The organism is Streptomyces sp. NPDC006463, assembly GCF_042870715.1.
Classification (GTDB): domain Bacteria; phylum Actinomycetota; class Actinomycetes; order Streptomycetales; family Streptomycetaceae; genus Streptomyces.
In genome coordinates this window covers 175,435-192,046 of sequence record NZ_JBIAHP010000013.1, presented here as the reverse complement: position 1 = coordinate 192,046, position 16,612 = coordinate 175,435, and the positions used below count along the sequence as shown (strand labels likewise).

General features: G+C 71.7%; 19 protein-coding genes. 13 read left to right on the top strand and 6 right to left on the bottom strand.

Going from position 1 to position 16,612, the window contains the following annotated elements; genetic code table 11:
• The 3 genes from ACFYOB_RS24670 to ACFYOB_RS24660 form a co-directional block, all read right to left on the bottom strand.
• Positions 1-1,524 carry a glycoside hydrolase family 64 protein gene (locus ACFYOB_RS24670; protein WP_388562814.1) on the bottom strand — a complete coding sequence of 508 codons (1,524 nt, stop codon included), beginning with the start codon at positions 1,522-1,524 and terminating at the stop codon, positions 1-3.
• 23 nt (positions 1,525-1,547) lie between these two features.
• Positions 1,548-2,990: a glycoside hydrolase family 16 protein gene (locus ACFYOB_RS24665; protein WP_388562812.1), complete on the bottom strand. Its 1,443-nt coding sequence runs from the start codon at positions 2,988-2,990 to the stop codon at positions 1,548-1,550.
• A gap of 329 nt (positions 2,991-3,319) precedes the next feature.
• The gene (locus tag ACFYOB_RS24660) at positions 3,320-3,568 is read right to left on the bottom strand and encodes a hypothetical protein (protein ID WP_388562810.1); all 249 of its coding nucleotides are present in this window, start codon (positions 3,566-3,568) and stop codon (positions 3,320-3,322) included.
• A gap of 272 nt (positions 3,569-3,840) precedes the next feature.
• Between ACFYOB_RS24660 and ACFYOB_RS24655 the strand changes: the two genes are divergently transcribed.
• Positions 3,841-4,056, top strand: a complete 216-nt coding sequence (locus ACFYOB_RS24655) for an acyl-CoA carboxylase epsilon subunit (RefSeq protein WP_388562808.1) — start codon at positions 3,841-3,843, stop codon at positions 4,054-4,056.
• A 50-nt stretch (positions 4,057-4,106) separates the two neighbouring features.
• On the opposite strand, the gene ACFYOB_RS24650 is transcribed toward ACFYOB_RS24655, so the two are convergent.
• Entirely contained in the window at positions 4,107-5,738 is a 1,632-nt protein-coding gene (locus tag ACFYOB_RS24650) for an FAD-dependent oxidoreductase (protein WP_388562806.1), read from the bottom strand.
• Between the two features lie 275 nt (positions 5,739-6,013).
• On the opposite strand from ACFYOB_RS24650, the gene ACFYOB_RS24645 reads away from it, so the two are divergent.
• From ACFYOB_RS24645 to ACFYOB_RS24600, 10 genes are all read left to right on the top strand, one after another.
• Positions 6,014-7,111 (top strand): SchA/CurD-like domain-containing protein, encoded by a 1,098-nt coding sequence (locus ACFYOB_RS24645; protein ID WP_388562804.1) that lies wholly within the window; start codon positions 6,014-6,016, stop codon positions 7,109-7,111.
• Positions 7,112-7,171: 60 nt separating this feature from the next.
• Positions 7,172-7,615, top strand: a complete 444-nt coding sequence (locus tag ACFYOB_RS24640; RefSeq protein ID WP_388562802.1) for a cupin domain-containing protein — start codon at positions 7,172-7,174, stop codon at positions 7,613-7,615.
• Entirely contained in the window at positions 7,612-8,883 is a 1,272-nt protein-coding gene (locus ACFYOB_RS24635; protein WP_388562800.1) for a beta-ketoacyl-[acyl-carrier-protein] synthase family protein, read from the top strand. Before ACFYOB_RS24640 ends, ACFYOB_RS24635 begins: the two co-directional genes overlap by 4 nt.
• Positions 8,880-10,121 carry a beta-ketoacyl synthase N-terminal-like domain-containing protein gene (locus ACFYOB_RS24630; protein ID WP_388562798.1) on the top strand — a complete coding sequence of 414 codons (1,242 nt, stop codon included), beginning with the start codon at positions 8,880-8,882 and terminating at the stop codon, positions 10,119-10,121. Before ACFYOB_RS24635 ends, ACFYOB_RS24630 begins: the two co-directional genes overlap by 4 nt.
• A 42-nt stretch (positions 10,122-10,163) precedes the next feature.
• A complete protein-coding gene (locus ACFYOB_RS24625; protein WP_388562796.1) occupies positions 10,164-10,418 on the top strand; it encodes an acyl carrier protein in 255 nt (84 codons plus the stop codon).
• 1 nt (position 10,419) lies between these two features.
• Positions 10,420-10,899, top strand: a complete 480-nt coding sequence (locus ACFYOB_RS24620; RefSeq protein WP_388562794.1) for an SRPBCC family protein — start codon at positions 10,420-10,422, stop codon at positions 10,897-10,899.
• A 32-nt stretch (positions 10,900-10,931) separates the two neighbouring features.
• Positions 10,932-11,264, top strand: coding sequence for a TcmI family type II polyketide cyclase (locus tag ACFYOB_RS24615; RefSeq protein ID WP_388562792.1), 333 nt, complete (start codon positions 10,932-10,934; stop codon positions 11,262-11,264).
• A 189-nt stretch (positions 11,265-11,453) separates the two neighbouring features.
• Positions 11,454-12,086 carry an NADPH-dependent FMN reductase gene (locus ACFYOB_RS24610; RefSeq protein WP_388562881.1) on the top strand — a complete coding sequence of 211 codons (633 nt, stop codon included), beginning with the start codon at positions 11,454-11,456 and terminating at the stop codon, positions 12,084-12,086.
• A gap of 64 nt (positions 12,087-12,150) precedes the next feature.
• A complete protein-coding gene (locus ACFYOB_RS24605) occupies positions 12,151-13,068 on the top strand; it encodes a MurR/RpiR family transcriptional regulator (protein WP_388562790.1) in 918 nt (305 codons plus the stop codon).
• Positions 13,069-13,389: 321 nt separating this feature from the next.
• Positions 13,390-13,776, top strand: coding sequence for a hypothetical protein (locus ACFYOB_RS24600; RefSeq protein ID WP_328930157.1), 387 nt, complete (start codon positions 13,390-13,392; stop codon positions 13,774-13,776).
• 25 nt (positions 13,777-13,801) lie between these two features.
• Here ACFYOB_RS24600 and ACFYOB_RS24595 read toward each other — a convergent pair whose 3' ends face one another.
• Positions 13,802-14,176, bottom strand: coding sequence for a toxin Doc (locus tag ACFYOB_RS24595; RefSeq protein ID WP_388562788.1), 375 nt, complete (start codon positions 14,174-14,176; stop codon positions 13,802-13,804).
• Positions 14,177-14,352: 176 nt separating this feature from the next.
• Positions 14,353-15,168, bottom strand: a complete 816-nt coding sequence (locus tag ACFYOB_RS24590; protein ID WP_388562786.1) for a serine protease — start codon at positions 15,166-15,168, stop codon at positions 14,353-14,355.
• A gap of 263 nt (positions 15,169-15,431) precedes the next feature.
• Between ACFYOB_RS24590 and ACFYOB_RS24585 the strand changes: the two genes are divergently transcribed.
• Positions 15,432-15,920 carry a hypothetical protein gene (locus tag ACFYOB_RS24585; RefSeq protein ID WP_388562784.1) on the top strand — a complete coding sequence of 163 codons (489 nt, stop codon included), beginning with the start codon at positions 15,432-15,434 and terminating at the stop codon, positions 15,918-15,920.
• A gap of 48 nt (positions 15,921-15,968) precedes the next feature.
• Positions 15,969-16,217 carry a hypothetical protein gene (locus tag ACFYOB_RS24580; RefSeq protein WP_388562782.1) on the top strand — a complete coding sequence of 83 codons (249 nt, stop codon included), beginning with the start codon at positions 15,969-15,971 and terminating at the stop codon, positions 16,215-16,217.
• The last annotated feature ends 395 nt before the right edge of the window (positions 16,218-16,612 follow it).

Sequence of the window (16,612 nt, the reverse complement as noted above, 5' to 3'; positions counted from 1 at the left end):
TTACCAGCCGATGCCGAGGGTCAGCCCGGTCGGCGGGTCGGAGTTGCCGAGGATCTGCACGGAGGACTGGTCGTTGATGTCGTCGTAGGGGAAGCCGTAGGCCCGCCGGTCCAGGCCGACGGTGTGGAAGAAGCCGGCGTAGTCGTTCTTCGCCGGGCCTGTGTAGTACGCCGCCGGGCGGTACCAGGCGGTGGTGTCGAGTGCGACGCCCCGGTTGAACGCGGCGCAGAACTCCGCGCCGAGCTGCTTCTCGGTGTCGTTGCCCGAGGCCATCGCGCCGGCGCAGGCCATGACGTCGGCCGAGGTGGGTTTGTGCAGGGTGAAGGAGCCCGCGCCGTTCTTGCCGAAGGTGAGGGTGGAACCCGTGACCCGTCCGGAAAACGTCTCACCGAGACGGTTCAGGGTGAAGGGGTGGGTGGTGTAGTAGGCCCAGGCCTGGTCGATGGCGGCGGTGAGGTGGTTCTGCTGGGCGCCGCCGGGGAGGAAGAGGTCCGAGGACCGGGGCGCCACGATCCGGTAGGGCGTCTGCAGCGGTTTGAAGGCGGGGCCGACGGAGGCCGCGTACTGCTGCATCACCTCGGCGCGGGTGCGGGTGATGCCCTGGGTGGTGTCGTAGCCGGTGGAGCTCTGGTGCAGCCGGGCGGTGACCGGGAAGCCGAACTGGTCGACCTGGGTGGTGTTCCCGCCGAACGCGACCTGTCCGTGCACGTAGGTGTACTCGTACCAGTCGTAGTACACGTCGCTGTTGGGGTCGTTCGGGTTGCGCAGGTCCGGTCCGCCCCAGCCCTGGTCGTCGGGGGAGACGGGGATGTACACCGGGGAGCCGAGGGAGAGGTAGATCCGGCCCCCGCGGATCGCGGGCGGGGAGGGGACGGTGCCGCCCACCTGGGCGAGGGTGAAGGACATGTCGGGATAGTTCACGCCTCGTTTGACCAGGTGGCCGGGGGCCGTGGCGTCGAGGTGGCTGATGTGGGCCATGGTGCCGTCGGGCTTCATGTACGACCACTGGCCCGGGGTCACCTGGCCGAGGACGGTGACGAAGATCTGTGAATCGGCGTACGTGCCACGGGTGTTGTTCACGAAGGTGATCGGGAAGCTGCCGGTACCGCCTCCGCCGCCTCCGCCGCCCGTTCCGCCGACCGTGTGGGTGAAGTGGGGAGTGTCGTGGAGCGGGCCGCCCTTCTCGTAGGTGAACCAGTACTCGAGGGTGGACCCGGGAGCCAGGCCGCTGATGGTCTGCTGCCAGGTGCCGGCGCCGGCGGCCATCCGGAAGTTCTGCTGGCCCAGGCCCCCGTCGGGCAGGTAGTGCACGTCCACCAGGGCGGCCGGGGTGGCCGGCGTGAACCAGATCCGCACGGCCCCGGAGCCCTGAGCGGTGACGCCCTGCGTGTAGTCGGGGGCGGCGGCGCGGGTCGCCGTCGGCGCGAACAGGAGGAACCCCGGCAGGGTGAGCAGGGCGGCCAGCAGGATCAGCGGGATCAGCGGGATCCGGCCCCGGCGGGGTAGTGCGTGCCTGGTCTTCATGAGTGCTCTCCTCGGTTCGGTCATCAGTGGCCGAAGTCGAACCAGTTGACGTTCACGAAGTCGGCGCCCTGGCCGCTGGTGAAGGTCAGGTAGACGTCGTGCGTGCCCGTGACGCCGCTGATGTTCGCCGGGACCGTGCGCCAGCTCTGCCAGCCACCGGTGTTCGCGACGGAGAAGCTGCCGATCGGAGCACTCGTACGGCTGTCGAGCCGTACCTCCACGAGACCGCTGACCCCGCCGGCCGCGCCCGAGGCGACGCGACCGTAGAACTGCCGCGCGGCCGTCGGGCCGAAGCTGATGCCCTTGTAGAGGGCCCAGTCGCCGTTGCCGAGGGTGGTGAGGTCCTGGCCGCCGCCGGTGTCCGCGGTGGTCTCCTTCGCCGCCCCTGCCTGGGAGTCGTACGACTCGGCCTGGATAGCGGAGTACGCGTCGCGGTCGCCGGCCGGCGGAGTGGTGGGAGGCGTGGTCGGAGGGGTCGTGGGAGGTGTGGTGGGCGGGGTGGTGCCGCCGGCCGAGCTGAGGACGGACACGTAGTCGACGACCATGGGATGGCCGGGCTCGGTACCCGCGTCGGGTCCGCCGCCGAAGGCCGCGGGGAACTCGCCGCCCATGGCGACGTTCAGGATGATGAAGTAGCCGTGGTTCGTGGCATCGGTCCAGGTGGTGGCGTCCACCTGATCGGCCCTCACCGTATGGAAGTTGATCCCGTCGACGTAGAAGCGCATCTGCTCGACCGCGGTCGAGCGGTCCCACTCCACGGCGTACGTGTGGAAGCCGCCCTGGCAGCTGGTGCCGGGGCAGACGCGCTGGCCGCCGATGCCCGACTTCTCGTTGCAGGGGCCGCCCGGGCTGGTGCCGCAGTGCATGGTGGCCCAGACGTTGTTGATGCCCTGGACGTTCTCCAGGATGTCGAGCTCACCGACGCCGGGCCAGTTCCACCAGTTGCCCCGGTAGGGCGCGCCGAGCATCCAGAAGGCCGGCCAATAGCCCTTGGCCGCAGGGCCGGTGACGTTCGGCATCTGGATGCGGGCTTCGGTGCGCAGCTTGCCGCCCGCCGGGGGCTGGAAGTCCGAGCGCCTGCTCTCGACGCGGCCGGAGGTCCAGTTGCCGGCCGCGTCCCGCCGCGGGGTGATGCGCAGGTTGCCCGCTCCGTCGAGGGAGACGTTCGCAGGGTCGGCGGTCATCGTCTCGATCTCGCCGGTGCCGAAGCCCCCGGGCCCGCCTGGGTAGCTCGTACCGGTCGTGTACTGCCAGTCGGCGGTGTTCACGCCGGAGCCCGCGGCCCCGTCGAAGTCGTCCAGGAACACCTGCGACCAGCCGGCGGGGGTGGGGGGAGCGGCGGGAGCGGCGGCGCCGGCGGGCAGGACGACCGCCGCCGAGGCGGCCGCGACGACTGCGATCGTGCTGAGCGCGGCCAGGACGGCCCGCCGGACCGTGGGCCGTTTCCTGTCGGATATCTGACGCATGGGTGCCCTCTCTGAGGCGCCGTGAGGCGCGGTGCGGGGGGAAGAGCCGACGGAGCTCACCGGCTTGAGAGCGCTCTCAAGCGGCGCCGCTGGACACTGTGCTCCCCGGCCGGTTCAGGCGTCAAGACATTGAACCGGCAAAGGGCCGCAGGGCTGGGGGAGTTCAACCAGTGAACGCTGGGCCTTCGGACGCTCGGGGCGCTCGGGGTGCTCGGGCGCTCGGGCGCTCGGACGTGCGGGCGTGCGGGCGCGCGGGCGACGCGTGCGCGAAGTCCCGGCAGAACCGGCCGTGATGACCGCAGTCACCCATAAGGCCCAACGCCCCGCCCTCAGTCCGGCGGACCGAGGACCTCCGTCGCGCCGGGCAGGTCGTGCACGGAGGCAGCCCTCCCGGTGAGCGGCAGCAGCCCGGAGAGCGGGCACAGCCCGGGCATCTCGTGGTCGACCTCCCATTCACCGACGGCGCTCCCGCGGCCCTTGCGGCCGTCGGTGGTGCACACGGCGTACAGGCGGCCGGCGCAACCCCGGCAGAGCAGTGCCTCGCGGCCGGTCACGGCCGGACCACCGGTGACGGCCACGACCCGCACGGCGGGGCCGTGGCCGCGGAGGGGTGGCGCCGGCCGGGCCGGATCGACGTGCCGGGTACGCCGTGCGCTTGTAGCGTCGTTCGCGTCAGGAGTCCTGGTGACCCGACAGGACTCCGCCGGCCGGTGCGCGACCGCTGAGTACGCGGAACACGCCTCATGGGCGCGCCGGACCGTCCGAGCGCAGCCCGCGCCGGCGCCGGGACGCCCCGCCCCCCGCGCCGCGGCAGGGCGCACGCGCAGCCCCCGTACGAGAGGCCGTGCCGATGCCGAACGATGCCCCGATATCGAGTCTGCTCAGTGTCGAGAAGGGCCTGGCCGCCCCAGAGGAACTGGCCGCGATCACGGTCGTGGTCGCCTGCTGCGCGAGCCGCAGCGCCCGCGCCCGCGACGCGGCGCAGCGTGCCCGGCGGGAAACCGGTCGCCGGCACCCCGCCCGGCCGCCCGTCGGCTGCTGGGCGGGCTGCTGGGCCTGCCGCTGATCCCCGTCCGCCGGCCGCGCGCACGGTCGGCGGACGGGAGGGTGTAGTGGTCACCTCCGCCGCAGCACCGTGGAGAGGACCTCGAGCAGTGTCGCCCGGGGATCGGCCACGGGGCCCTCCGAGCGCCAGGCCACGAATCCGTCCGGGCGCACGAGAACCGCGCCCCCGGCCTCCATCCCGTGCACCTCGGCCCAGTCGGCGCCCGTCTCCTGGATCAGGTCGGCGTCCGGCCCCGAGCCGATGGTGTAGGCGTCCAGGTGCGCCGGCAGCTGCTCGGCCACCTCGTGCGCCGCCTCCCGCCACGGTGTCCCCACGCCGCTGAGCAGCACGAAGGAGCGCTCGTACAGGTCCAGTGTCGAGATCCGCTCACCGCCCTTGGCCAGCCACATGTGCGGTGCCCGGGTGCCGGTGTCGCCCATCAGGCGCAGCGCCTCGGGGATGACCGGGCGCTGCGGATCGCCGCCGATGAGCGCGCCGCGCGGGTAGCAGTAACCCATCGCCGTGGTGAGGACCCCGCTGCCCGGTCCGCCGCCCATGGTGGGCGGCGGCGCGTACCCCGGGTGGCTGTGCTCCGCCGAACGGGCCGAGGCCCGTTCGCTCGTGGCCTTGGCCACCGGCAGCCGTTCCGCCTCGTAGGTGTCGAGGAGCCCGATGCCCGCCGACCCGTCCAGCACCGCGGCGATCTTCCACGCCAGGTTGTGCGCGTCCTGGATGCCGGTGTTCGAACCGAAGGCCCCGGTGGGGGACATCTCGTGAGCCGCGTCCCCGGCCAGGAACACCCGGCCGGACGAATACCGCGTCGCCACCCGTTCGGCCGCGTGCCAGGGGGCCTTGCCACCGATCTCCACATCCAGGTCGGGGACACCGATCGCGTTGCGGATCTGCTCCACGCACCGCTCGTCGGTGAAGTCCTCCAGCGTCTCGCCCCGGTCGGGGTGCCAGGGCGCGTGGAAGACCCACTGCGTCGCGTTGTCGACCGGCAGCAGCGCCCCGTCCGCGCCTTCGCGCATCAGGTAGCAGACGATGAAGCGCAGATCGCCCAGCACCTCGGCGAGCCGCTCCGAGCGGAAGGTGACGCTCACGTTGTGGAACAGCTCGCCATTGCCCGTCTGCGGAATCCGCAGCATCTCCCGCACGGGGCTGCGCGGTCCGTCCGCGGCGATCAGGAAGTCGGCGCGCACGATGTGGTGCTCGCCCGTCCGGTGGTCCTTCACCACGGCGCTCACCCCCGTCGCGTCCTGGTCGAAGGTCATCAGCTCGGAGGAGAACCGGATCTCGGCGCCCTGCGCGCGGCTCTGCGCCACCAGCACCGGTTCGATGTTGTTCTGGCTGCACAGGCACCAGCCGGTCGGGCTGAACTTGCGCAGTGCCCCCGACGGGTCGACGGACTTGACCAGCCACGTGTGGTCACCGCCGATCAGTGACCGGGCCTGCAGGATGCCCTGGACGCCCTCCAGCGCCGACGCCGCCCGGCGGATCGCGCGCTCCGCATCCGCCGTACGGAAGAGCTCCATGGTCCGGGCGTTGATGCCGCGGCCGCGCGGGTGCGCGGAGGTGTCGGAGTGCTTCTCGACCAGAAGGTGCCTCACTCCGTGGCGGCTCAGGAAAAGCGAGGTGGACAGGCCCACGAGCGAGCCGCCCACGACGAGAACCGGTACGCGAACATCGGCGTTGTCTTCCATCAGCTGCGGGCTCCTGTTTTCTGTGTGGGGGAGTGCACTCTTTATGCCCCCGATCCTCGATCAGGCCCGGTTGATTCGCCCCTTGTCACCCGCTTGATCCGGACATGTAGCGGTACGTCCCCACCCGGATGACGATGAGCGACAGCGGCTCCCCCTGAGATGCGCCGGCCTGCCGTCCCCGACCGAGACGGCCGCCGACCCGGGCGGACGCCACCGGTGACGGACGAGGGGTCCGTACGCGATGGATCTCCACCCCCTCATGAAGGAGTGAGTAGATGACAACCACCCAGTCCGATCGGGTGTCGCAGTCAGCCTTCGACGGCTCCATGATCCGGGTCGTCCTGTTGATGGACCTCCACGAGGGGACCCAGCAGCGGTTCTTCGAGGCGTACGAAAAGCTCCGCAGCGACATCGCGTCGGTCCCGGGCCACATCAGCGACCAGCTGTGCCAGTCCTTCGAGAACCCCTCGCAGTGGCTCATCACCAGCGAGTGGGAGAGCGCGACGCAGTACCTCGCATGGGTCAACAGCGAGCACCACGCCGAGCAGGTCAAGCCGCTCGGTGCCTGCGCCCGCGCCATGCGCCCGCTCAAGTTCACCGTCCTGCGCGAGACCGGCCGAGGCTACGACCAGGCCTCCCGCCCGGCGACCGCCCGGCTGCAGCCGGTGCCCCGCCTCGGCGCCGGCATCGTCCGCCACGCCCTCACCTTCACCGTCAAACCGGGCAGCGTGAAGCAGGTCGCGTCCATCCTGTCCAGCTACGCGTCCCCGGCCGCCCGCGTCGACGACCACACCCGGCTCTGCCGCACGTCCCTCTTCATGCACGGCAACCGCGTCGTCCGTACGGTCGAGGTCAAGGGCGACCTGATGGCGGCCCTGCGGCACGTCTCCGAGCAGCCCGAGGTGCGCGCCGTCGAAGAGGCCATCAACCCCTACCTGGAGCAGGACCGGAACCTGAACGACCCCGAGTCCGCCAGGATGTTCTTCATGCGGGCCGCGCTCCCCGCCGTCCACCACATCGAGGCCGGGGAACCGGACGCCGCCGACGTCACGCGCCACGCGCTGTTCTACCCCGCCAAGCCCGGCTGCGGACAAGCACTTGCCCGCTTCCTCGCCCTCCAGGACGAGGCCGCCGCGAACCTGGCGGACAGCCCCGTACGGAGCAGCAGCATCTTCCAGCGCGACGACATCGTGGTCCGCCTCATCGACGTGCGCGGCCCGATCGACGCCGATCCCGAGGCCGTCCTCGGGGTGCGCGGCGCACGCAAGGCCGCCGTGCTGGACCGCTTGACGGTCCCCGCCGGCAAGCGGACCCGCGCCGCTCGGCACACCATGAACCTGATCACCGACCGCCGGGCACCCGCGCAGTCCTGACCCTCGTCCCGCCCCCATCCCAGCCCGTCCAGGGTCCGCATACGCCAGGAGGAACCCGCCATGACCAGACAGCGTCCACGCATCGTCGACCTCAGCGAGACGCCGCCCAACCGCCGGCGCGGGGGCGACCTGAGGGCCGTGCTCACCCCGACCTCGGTGGGTTCCACCAGCGGCTTCATGGGCATGGCGATCATGGCCCCCGGGGAGTCCATCGCCGAGCACTACCACCCGTACTCCGAGGAGTTCGTGTACGTGGTCGCCGGCCGGCTGGAGGTCGACCTCGACGGCGAGGCCCACCCGCTGCGCGTCGACCAGGGACTGCTGGTCCCGCTCAACATGCGCCACCGGTTCCGCAACGTCGGCGACACCGAGGCCCGCATGGTCTTCCATCTCGGCCCGCTCGCCCCGCGCCCCGAACTGGGCCACGTCGACACCGAGGAAGCCCCGCACCCGGAGGGCACTGCCTGGGAGCAGCCCCCGGACCGCACGGGAGCGGTCTCGTGACCCGCCGCCGGGTGGCGGTCACCGGAGTCGGCGTAGTCGCGCCCGGCGGGATCGGCGTCTCCGCCTTCTGGGACCTGCTGTCCAACGGGCGTACGGCGACCCGCGGCATCACCCTTTTCGACCCGGACGGCTTCCGCTCGCGGATAGCCGCGGAGGTCGACTTCGACCCCGCCGCGCACGGCCTCGACGACAGCGAGGCGGCGCGGGCGGACCGGTACATCCAGTTCGCCCTCGTCGCCGCCCGCGAGGCCCTGCTCGACGCCGGACTCGACCTCACCTCGGACGACGCCTGGCGCACCGGCGTCTCACTCGGCACCGCCGTCGGCGGGACCACCCGCCTGGAGCACGACTACGTCGCCGTGAGCCAGAACGGTGCCTGGTGGGACGTGGACGAGAAGCTCGCCGGGCCCCACCTGCACCGGGCGTTCACGCCCGCCACGCTCGCCTCCGCCGTCGCGGAGGAGACGGGCGCGCGCGGCCCTGTGCAGACCGTGTCCACCGGCTGCACCTCGGGACTGGACGCCGTCGGGTACGCCGTCCACTCCATAGCGGAGGGCCGGATGGACGTGTGCATCGCCGGGGCCTCGGACTCGCCCATATCGCCGATCACCGTGGCCTGCTTCGACGCCATCAAGGCGACCTCGCCGAACAACGACGACCCGGCCCACGCGTCCCGGCCGTTCGACGCCGACCGGGACGGATTCGTCCTCGGCGAGGGCGGAGCCGTCCTCGTACTCGAAGAGCTGGAACACGCCCGCGCCCGCGGTGCGACCGTCTACTGCGAGATCGGCGGCTACGCCACCTTCGGCAACGCCCACCACATGACCGGGCTGACCGCCGACGGGCTGGAGATGGCCCGGGCCATCCAGACCGCCCTGGACCAGGCACGGATATCCCCGTCCGACGTCGACTACGTCAACGCGCACGGATCCGGCACCAAGCAGAACGACCGCCACGAGACGGCGGCCGTCAAGCGGGTCCTGGGCGACCACGCCTACAAGACGCCGATGACCTCCATCAAGTCGATGGTCGGTCACTCCCTCGGCGCCATCGGGGCGATCGAACTGGCGGCCTGTGTGCTCGCCATGACCCACCAGGTGGTACCGCCGACGGCGAACTACGAGACGCCGGACCCCGAGTGCGACCTGGACTACGTGCCCCGCACGGCACGCGGCCGCAAGCTGCGCAACGTGCTCTCGGTCGGCAGCGGCTTCGGCGGATTCCAGTCCGCCGTCGTCATGACCCGGTCGGAGGAGGAGGTCTCGTGACCACCCGTACGGTCATCACGGGCATCGGGGTCGTCGCGCCCAACGGCGTCGGCGCCGACGCCTTCTGGAAGGCGACCCAGTCCGGGCTCAGCGTGCTGGACCGCGTCACCCGGGCGGGGTGCGAGCACCTCCCGCTGCGCGTCGCGGGCGAGGTACGGGGCTTCGACCCCGGCGCGATCGTCGAGGACCGCTTCCTCGTCCAGACCGACCGCTTCACCCACCACGCCCTCGCCGCGGCCGACCTGGCCCTGGAGGACGCCCGGCTCGGCCGGGCCGACTACGAGGCGGACCCCTTCTCGGTGGGCGTGGTCACGGCGGCCGGGTCCGGCGGGGGCGAGTTCGGCCAGCGCGAGCTGCAACGGCTCTGGGACCAGGGTCCCCGCTACGTGGGCCCGTACCAGTCCATCGCCTGGTTCTACGCCGCGAGCACCGGCCAGATCTCCATCCGCCGCGGCCTCAAGGGCCCGTGCGGGGTCGTCGCCAGCGACGAGGCGGGTGGTCTGGACGCCTTCGCGCACGCCGCCAGGGCGATCCGCCAGGGCAGCCGCGCGATGCTCGTCGGGGCCACGGAGGCACCCCTCGCCCCGTACTCCATCGTCTGCCAGCTTCAGTACGAGGGGCTCAGCACCCAGGACGAGCCCGAGCGGGCCTACCGGCCGTTCACCGCCAAGGCCTGCGGGTACGTCCCCGCCGAGGGCGGCGCGATGTTCCTCGTCGAGGACGAGACGGCGGCCCGGCGCAGGGGCGCCTCCGTACGCGCCGAGCTGGCCGGCCACGCCGCCACCTTCAGCGGGACCCGGCGGCCGGACGCGGCAGGCGAAGGACTGGCCCACGCGATCCGGGGCGCGCTCCGGGAGGCCGGCTGCGCGCCCGAGGAGATCGACGTGGTCTTCGCCGACGCCCTCGGTACGCCGGAGGCCGACGCCGCCGAGGTGGCGGCCATCGCCGCCGCCCTCGGCGGACACGGGCGCAAGGTGCCGGTCACGGCGCCCAAGACCGGTACGGGCAGGGCGTACTGCGCGGCGGCCGCCCTGGACACCGCCGCGGCGGCCCTGGCGCTGGAGCACGGCATCGTGCCGCCGACTCCGAACGTCTTCGACGTCTGCCACGACCTCGACGTGGTGACGGGCACCGCCCGCTCCGCGGACCTGCGCACCGCGCTCGTGCTGAGCCGCGGCCGGATGGGCTCGAACTCCGCGCTCGTCCTGCGCAAGGGCCCGGCCGTGCCCAGGTCGTGAAGAAGGACCCCGCGTCCCCCCGTAGGAAGAGAGAGAAGCCACATGTCCGACCGACTGACCCTGGAGGAGCTGGCGGCCCTGATGAAGACCGCCGGCATCACCGTCGACCCCGCCGAGATGGCGCGTCGTCCCGACTCCGCCTTCGACGACTACGGCCTGGACTCGCTGGGCCTGCTGGGCATCGTCGGCGAGCTGGAGAACCGGCGCGGCCGGGCGCTGCCCACCGACGCCGAACGCTGCAAGACCCCCGCGGAATTCCTCGACCTCGTCAACAACAGCCTCATGACAGGAGCCTGACATGCCGGGACACACCGAGAACGAGATCACCGTCAACGCGCCCGTGGACGTCGTATGGGAGATGACCAACGACCTCCCCAACTGGCCGCACCTGTTCAGCGAGTACGCCTCGCTGGAGGTCCTGGAGCAGAAGGGGGACACCACCCGCTTCCGCCTGACCATGCACCCCGACGAGAACGGCAAGGTGTGGAGCTGGGTCTCGGAGCGGACCGTGGACCGCAAGAACCTCTCCGTCCGGGCGCGGCGCGTGGAGACCGGCCCGTTCGCGCACATGGACATCCACTGGGAGTACTTCGCGGTGCCGGGCGGCACCCGGATGAAGTGGACGCAGGACTTCGCGATGAAGCCGGACGCGCCGGTCGACGACGCGTGGATGACCGACAACATCAACCGCAACTCGCCCATCCAGATGGCGCTCATCCGGGACAAGATCGAGCAGCGCGAGCGGGAGAACCGCGCCCCCGCAGTCAGCCGCATCTGAAGCCGTCCCCGAAACGAAAGGAGCACCACCGGATGCACCGCGCCCTCATCGTCGCCCGCATGGCGCCGGGATCGGCCCCCGACATCGCCGAGCTCTTCGCCGACTCGGACGCGGGTGAACTGCCGCACCTGGTCGGCGTCACGCGCCGCAGCCTGTTCCAGTTCGGCGACGTGTACATGCACCTGATCGAGGCGGACCGGCCGCCGGGCCCCGCGATCGCGCAGGTCACCGACCACCCGGAGTTCCGGGAGCTCAGCGAGCGGCTCACCGCCTACGTCAGCCCGCACAATCCGGAGACGTGGCGCAGTCCGAAGGACGCGATGGCCCACGAGTTCTACCGCTGGGAGAACCCCGCCGCGAAGTGACCCGAGCGGCCCGGACGGGACCCGCACACCGGCGTGTGCGGGTCCCGCCGTGCGCGGCCCACCCGTCCCGGGCCCGTCCGGGGTCCTGGGACCCGAGAGCAGGAGACGGCTATGAACCCGACCGACCAGGACCACTTCCCGGTGGATCCGGCCCGCCCGCACGAGGGCGCCGGGCCCGCCCGTACCTCCCTGCGCGTGCTCGTGCTGTCTGGGTCCTCCCGTACCGGCTCGGTCAACGCCCGCCTGGCCTCCCTCGTCGCCCGTCTGGTGGCCGGGGCAGGGGCCGTGGCGGACCTCGCGACGCTCGGCGACTTCCCCATGCCGCCGTACGACGGCGACACGGAGGCCGACGAAGGACTGCCGAAGGGCGCGCTGGCACTGCGCGAGCGGATCGAGGCGGCGCAGGCGCTGGTGATCGCCTCTCCCGAGTACAACGCCTCCGTTCCGGGCGTGGTGAAGAACGCGGTCGACTGGGTTTCCCGCGTCCGCCCGCAGCCCTTCAAGGACAAGCAGGCGCTGCTGGTCTCGGCCTCGCCGTCGATGGTCGGCGGCAACCGGGGCCTGTGGGCCCTGCGCGTCCCGCTGGAGCACCTCGGCGCGCGGGTCTACCCCGACATGTTCAGCCTGGCCATGGCCCACCAGGCCTTCGGCGAGGACGGCGCGCTCACCGACCCGGGCCTGGGCGAGCGGCTGACCGCGACGATCGGCTCTTTCCTCGACCTGGTCGAGGCGGACACCCGCTACCTGTGCCTGCAGCGCCGCTGGTACGAGTTCCTCGGCGACCGCACGGACGCGCCGGTGACCGCCCGCGCCCAGGACTGATCATCAACGACCACAGGGCGTGAGCTATGTTTGAACGCGAGTGACATGAGAAGGAGGCCCTCCGGTGTCATCGGGGCAGCACGCACGCGCGCAGGCGGCCGCGATCAAGCCGAGCGGCCAGTCGCCGGAGGAGGTCCGCCCCCCGGCCGACCGGCTCCTCGCGCTCTTCGACGGCCGTCGCCTGTCCCCCGGCCAGCGCCGGATCGCCCAGTACCTGATCGACCACCTCACCGAGGCCGCGTTCCTGTCGATCACCGAACTCGCCGAGCGGGTCGGCGTCAGCCAGCCCTCCGTGACCCGCTTCGCCTCCTCCCTCGGATTCAGCGGCTACCCCGCCCTGCGCGACGTGCTCCAGCCGATCGCCCTGAGCGCGGTGGCCGGGTCCCCGGACACCCGTGAGCAGATCCGTCGCAACGAACTGCAGGCGGCCGTGGACGCGGAGATCGAGAACCTGGAGAACGTGCGCCGGCTGCTCGCCGACACCAACCAGGTGCTCGACATCGGCCGCGAACTGGCGAAGTCGGTGCCCCTGACCGTCCTCGGACTGCGCATCTCGGTCTCCCTGGCCGAGTACTTCGCCTACGCGGCCAGGCGCATCCACCCCGACGTACGCCTGGTGACCCGCGGCGGCAGCGTCGCCTACGACGCGCTGCTCCAGTCCAAGGCGGCCGGCGGGACCTGGGTCCTCGCCTTCGCCATGCCGCGGCACGCCAAGGAGACCTTGGCCGCCATCCGGGCCGCCCGCAGCACGGGGCTGCGGGTCGTCCTGATCACCGATCCCACCCTGGGGCCGCTCGTGGACGAGGCGGACGTGGCCCTGACGTCGGGGACCGGGTCGCGGCTGGTGTTCGACTCGTACGCGGCCCCCGGAATGCTGTCCGCCGCACTGCTTCAGGCCATGGCCGACGCAGACCCCGAGCGCACGCAGGCGCGCCTGGAAGATTACGAGCAGGTCGCCGACCAGCACGGATTCTTCCTCTAACGGCTGATCGGGGCGGATTTTCGCGCTGCTGACCAGGGGGATATTCAGCCAACGAGGTGCATGAAATTTTTCATGCGCTTGCTTACTCGACGGTATATATGTTTACTGACGGCGGCGCTCCGGATCCACCAGATGCCAAGGAGGAGGACCCCCTCCTGAACGGACGCGCGGCACGACGAACCTCCTCACGTCGCGACCGCCCGTCGAGTCAAGGCTTTGGATCCCGCTGAGCGCCCATGGCGGCCTCGGTCAACCCCTGGGCCGAGGCCGCCCCCAAGCACCATCTCGATCAGAGTTCGACACCACTCGGAAGTGACGAGAATGCCCCAGACGGCCACCATCACGCGCAGTCCGGACTGGCCCATGCAGGTCAAGGCCCCCGGGACCCATGACTGGGAACGCTCGGCCACGCGCTGGCTGCGGGATCTGCTTCCGGCCCGTTACGGCGGGTACCTCACCCTGACCCGTCACCACGCGCTGCTGGGCCGGCACGTCCAGCTCCAGCTCCAGCACGAGATGCGCGCGGTGCGGGCGGCCCTGCAGACCAGCCGCGCCGAACTGCCCATGCTGGGCATAGCCGAGTCGGTCATCGAGAACACGATCAGGATGTACGCCGTGGAGCTGGAGCAGCTCGGTCGCCTCTCCCGCGGCGCGCGACTCGTCTCCGACGCCCTCCTGGTGGGCACCCCCGCCCAGCGCCGGCGCTGACCGGCCGGAACGCGTCCCGCGGGTGCTACGCGGGCTGCCAGGAGCGCAGGCGGGCGGCCACGTCGAATACGGTGACGCGGAGCATGCGGATGTCCGTGATGAGGTCGCGCCACTGCTCGTACGAGGCATCCACCGCCTTGCCGGACGCCTCGATGTAGGCGACGGCGACCCCGTAGCCGAAGTACTCGTTGGAGTCGGGAAGCGGGCGGAGCAGGACGATCGCGTCGAGGAGGGCGGCCGCGCGCCAGTAGGCGTCGGGGTCGTCCACGTCCAGGCTGGGAGTGTTCACCCGGTGCCGGGCGACGGCGGCGACCAGCGCGGAGTGGTCGGCCACCGCCACGTCCTTGAACAGTGACTCCTGCCGCTCCAGCAGCCAGCGGTGATCGATGTGCAGTTCCACGCGTCCGAGTATCCCCGTCCGGGCGCCGGGCGGGGGGCTGTTCGCGAAGCGCGAGGTCGCGCGTGCCCCGACGCCGCCCGGCTCGGGGGAGCCGGGCGGCGCGGGATCCACGGACCGGTGTGACGGTCCGGCGGCCGCGGTCCGGGGGTTACGGCGCGGCGGCTACGGCTCGGGGGCTACGGCTTGGGGAGCGTGCAGCCGGGGCGGTTCAGGTCGATCTTGTTGCCGGGGGCTATGCAGGGGACGATGATGTACGTCTCCTGCGCGTAGTTGATGCCCTGGCGGACCGTCACGTTGCCGTTCTCGTCGACCTCGCACGGGTTGTTGTCCGTGCAGCGGCCGCCGTCCTCGTTGCCCGTGTTGTTGACGGCGACGACCTTGCCGGTCGTCGTGTCGATCACCGGTGAACCGGAGGTCCCGCCGATGGTGTTGCAGGACGAGGTGTAGCGGACGGAGTCCTTCCAGGTCCAGGCGCCCTCCTTGAGGCGGTAGGCGAAGCCGTCGACGTTGCAGCTGTAGGTCCGCTTCCAGTAGCCGGAGACGACCTTGATGGCCGAGCCCTGCGTGGGGCGGGCGTCGTTGAGGGTCAGCGCCGTGATGCCGTACTGGCTCTGGATCTGGGCGTAGGTCTTGGTCAGCTGGTAGACGGACACGTCGGTGTCGGTCATGGTCGCGTACGAGATCTTGCTGGCCCGCAGCGTCCCGGCCTTGGAGCCCGACGCGTTGAGCAGGGAGAAAGAGCGGGTGGACGGCTGGTCCTTGATGACCTCGCCGGCCGCGGGGAAGCCGGTCTCCAGGCAGTGGCCGTTGGACAGGACGAGGGCGGGGTCGTTCGGCTGGGAGCCGGGTGCGCGGACGACGGAGCCGGAGCAGTTGCTGAGCGCGACCGTTCCCGCGAAGGTGACCGCGACGGCCGGTGCGGCCATGGCGGGGGCGCCCGCCGCTCCCACGAGGAGCAGGGAGAGTAAGGCGCCGGCGAGAGGCTTGTTCATGTGGGGGTTCCCCTCAGAGGACGATGCAACCGAAGATCCTCCGGTTGTCATGCGCATTGTTGGTATCTGAGGGTCAACCCGCAAGAGGGCGTAGGAGGTTGGGATCCGGCCGGGAGAGGGGCGGGGTCTTCGGCGGTACGCACCCGGGTGTCGGGTGTTGTGACGGTCCGGTGACAGCGTGATCACCCTTCGGCACGGGTGTTCCGCAGCCGAGGCTTTGCCTCCTACGGTCTGTGCAGCACAATTCCGGACCAGGAGGCAGCGTGGAGCGCGAGATCGGCATCGACCAGCTGGTGGCGGCGATGAAGGCGGTCGACGAGGCGGGACGGCTCTTCGAGGAGGCGCTCGCGGTGTACGAGGCGCGCGGCGTGAAGAGGACGGACGACCCCAAGGTCGCGGGCGGCGCCGTCCAGACGCTGCAGGGAGCCGAGGAGATGGTCCTCGGGACCCGCAGGTTCCTCACCGAACTCGCCCTGCTCGCCGGTTACGCGACCGCGGGCCTGGAGGACCGGCTGGGCGGGCGGGCGGCGACGACCCGGACGGGCTTCACGGGCCTCTCCGGCGGCGGCTCCCGCATGGCCCGCCCGCTGCTCGACCCGACCCTGCGCGGGCTTGAGCTGCTGCTGGCCGTCGAACTCTTCGAGCCCGCCTTCAAGGAGGAGATCGAGGGGGTCGTACGCGCCGAGGCCGCGACCTACCCGGACCCGTCGACGTTCCGCATCCCGGGCCCGGCCACGAGCGGTACCGCCTAGCGGGTCTCCCGGGGTGCCGGGATCCGCTGCCGGGGCGAGGCTGGTGGTATGCATCATGCACCGGTCGTCGTGCACCGGATCTTCCCGTCGGGAGGCCGGCAGGTGACGTTGCGGACCGCGAGCCGCGAGGAGTCCCTCGGCGTGGCCCGCTCGGACGAGGACGTCATCGAGTTCCTGCGGCGGGCCGGCATGCCCGACCCCGACGAGGTGGTCCTCGGCGGCGCGGAGCTGCTGGAGTGGGACTCCGACACGCCCCACGTATACATGGCGGACCCGCCGACCGACGACCTGCCGTGACGCTGCCACGGGCTCGGCCGGCCCGCCGCGGTGCGGTGCCCGTATGCGCGTGAGGCTGCCCATCCGCCGGCCGCCGGAGCCGGCCCGGCCGGTGCTTGCGCATGCCCGCGGATCGCGCAGACGCGGGGGCGGCGGGGTCGGGGCTGCCCTGCCGGGGGCCCGCAGCCATGGCCCGGAGGCGTCCGAGGGACATGACCCACCCGCCGGCTGGTGCCGCGACGGTCAGGGCTGCCGCGGCGGCGCAGGGACGGGGTCCACTGCTGCCCTGGCTGCGGCGTCGACCCCTTCGGGGCGCAGGGTGGCAGGCCCCCGGCGGCCTCGGCGGCGAGACGCGGGCGACGCGGCCGTGACCCCGGCGAGTACGCCCGGCCCGGCGGCTACGGACACGGTTCCGG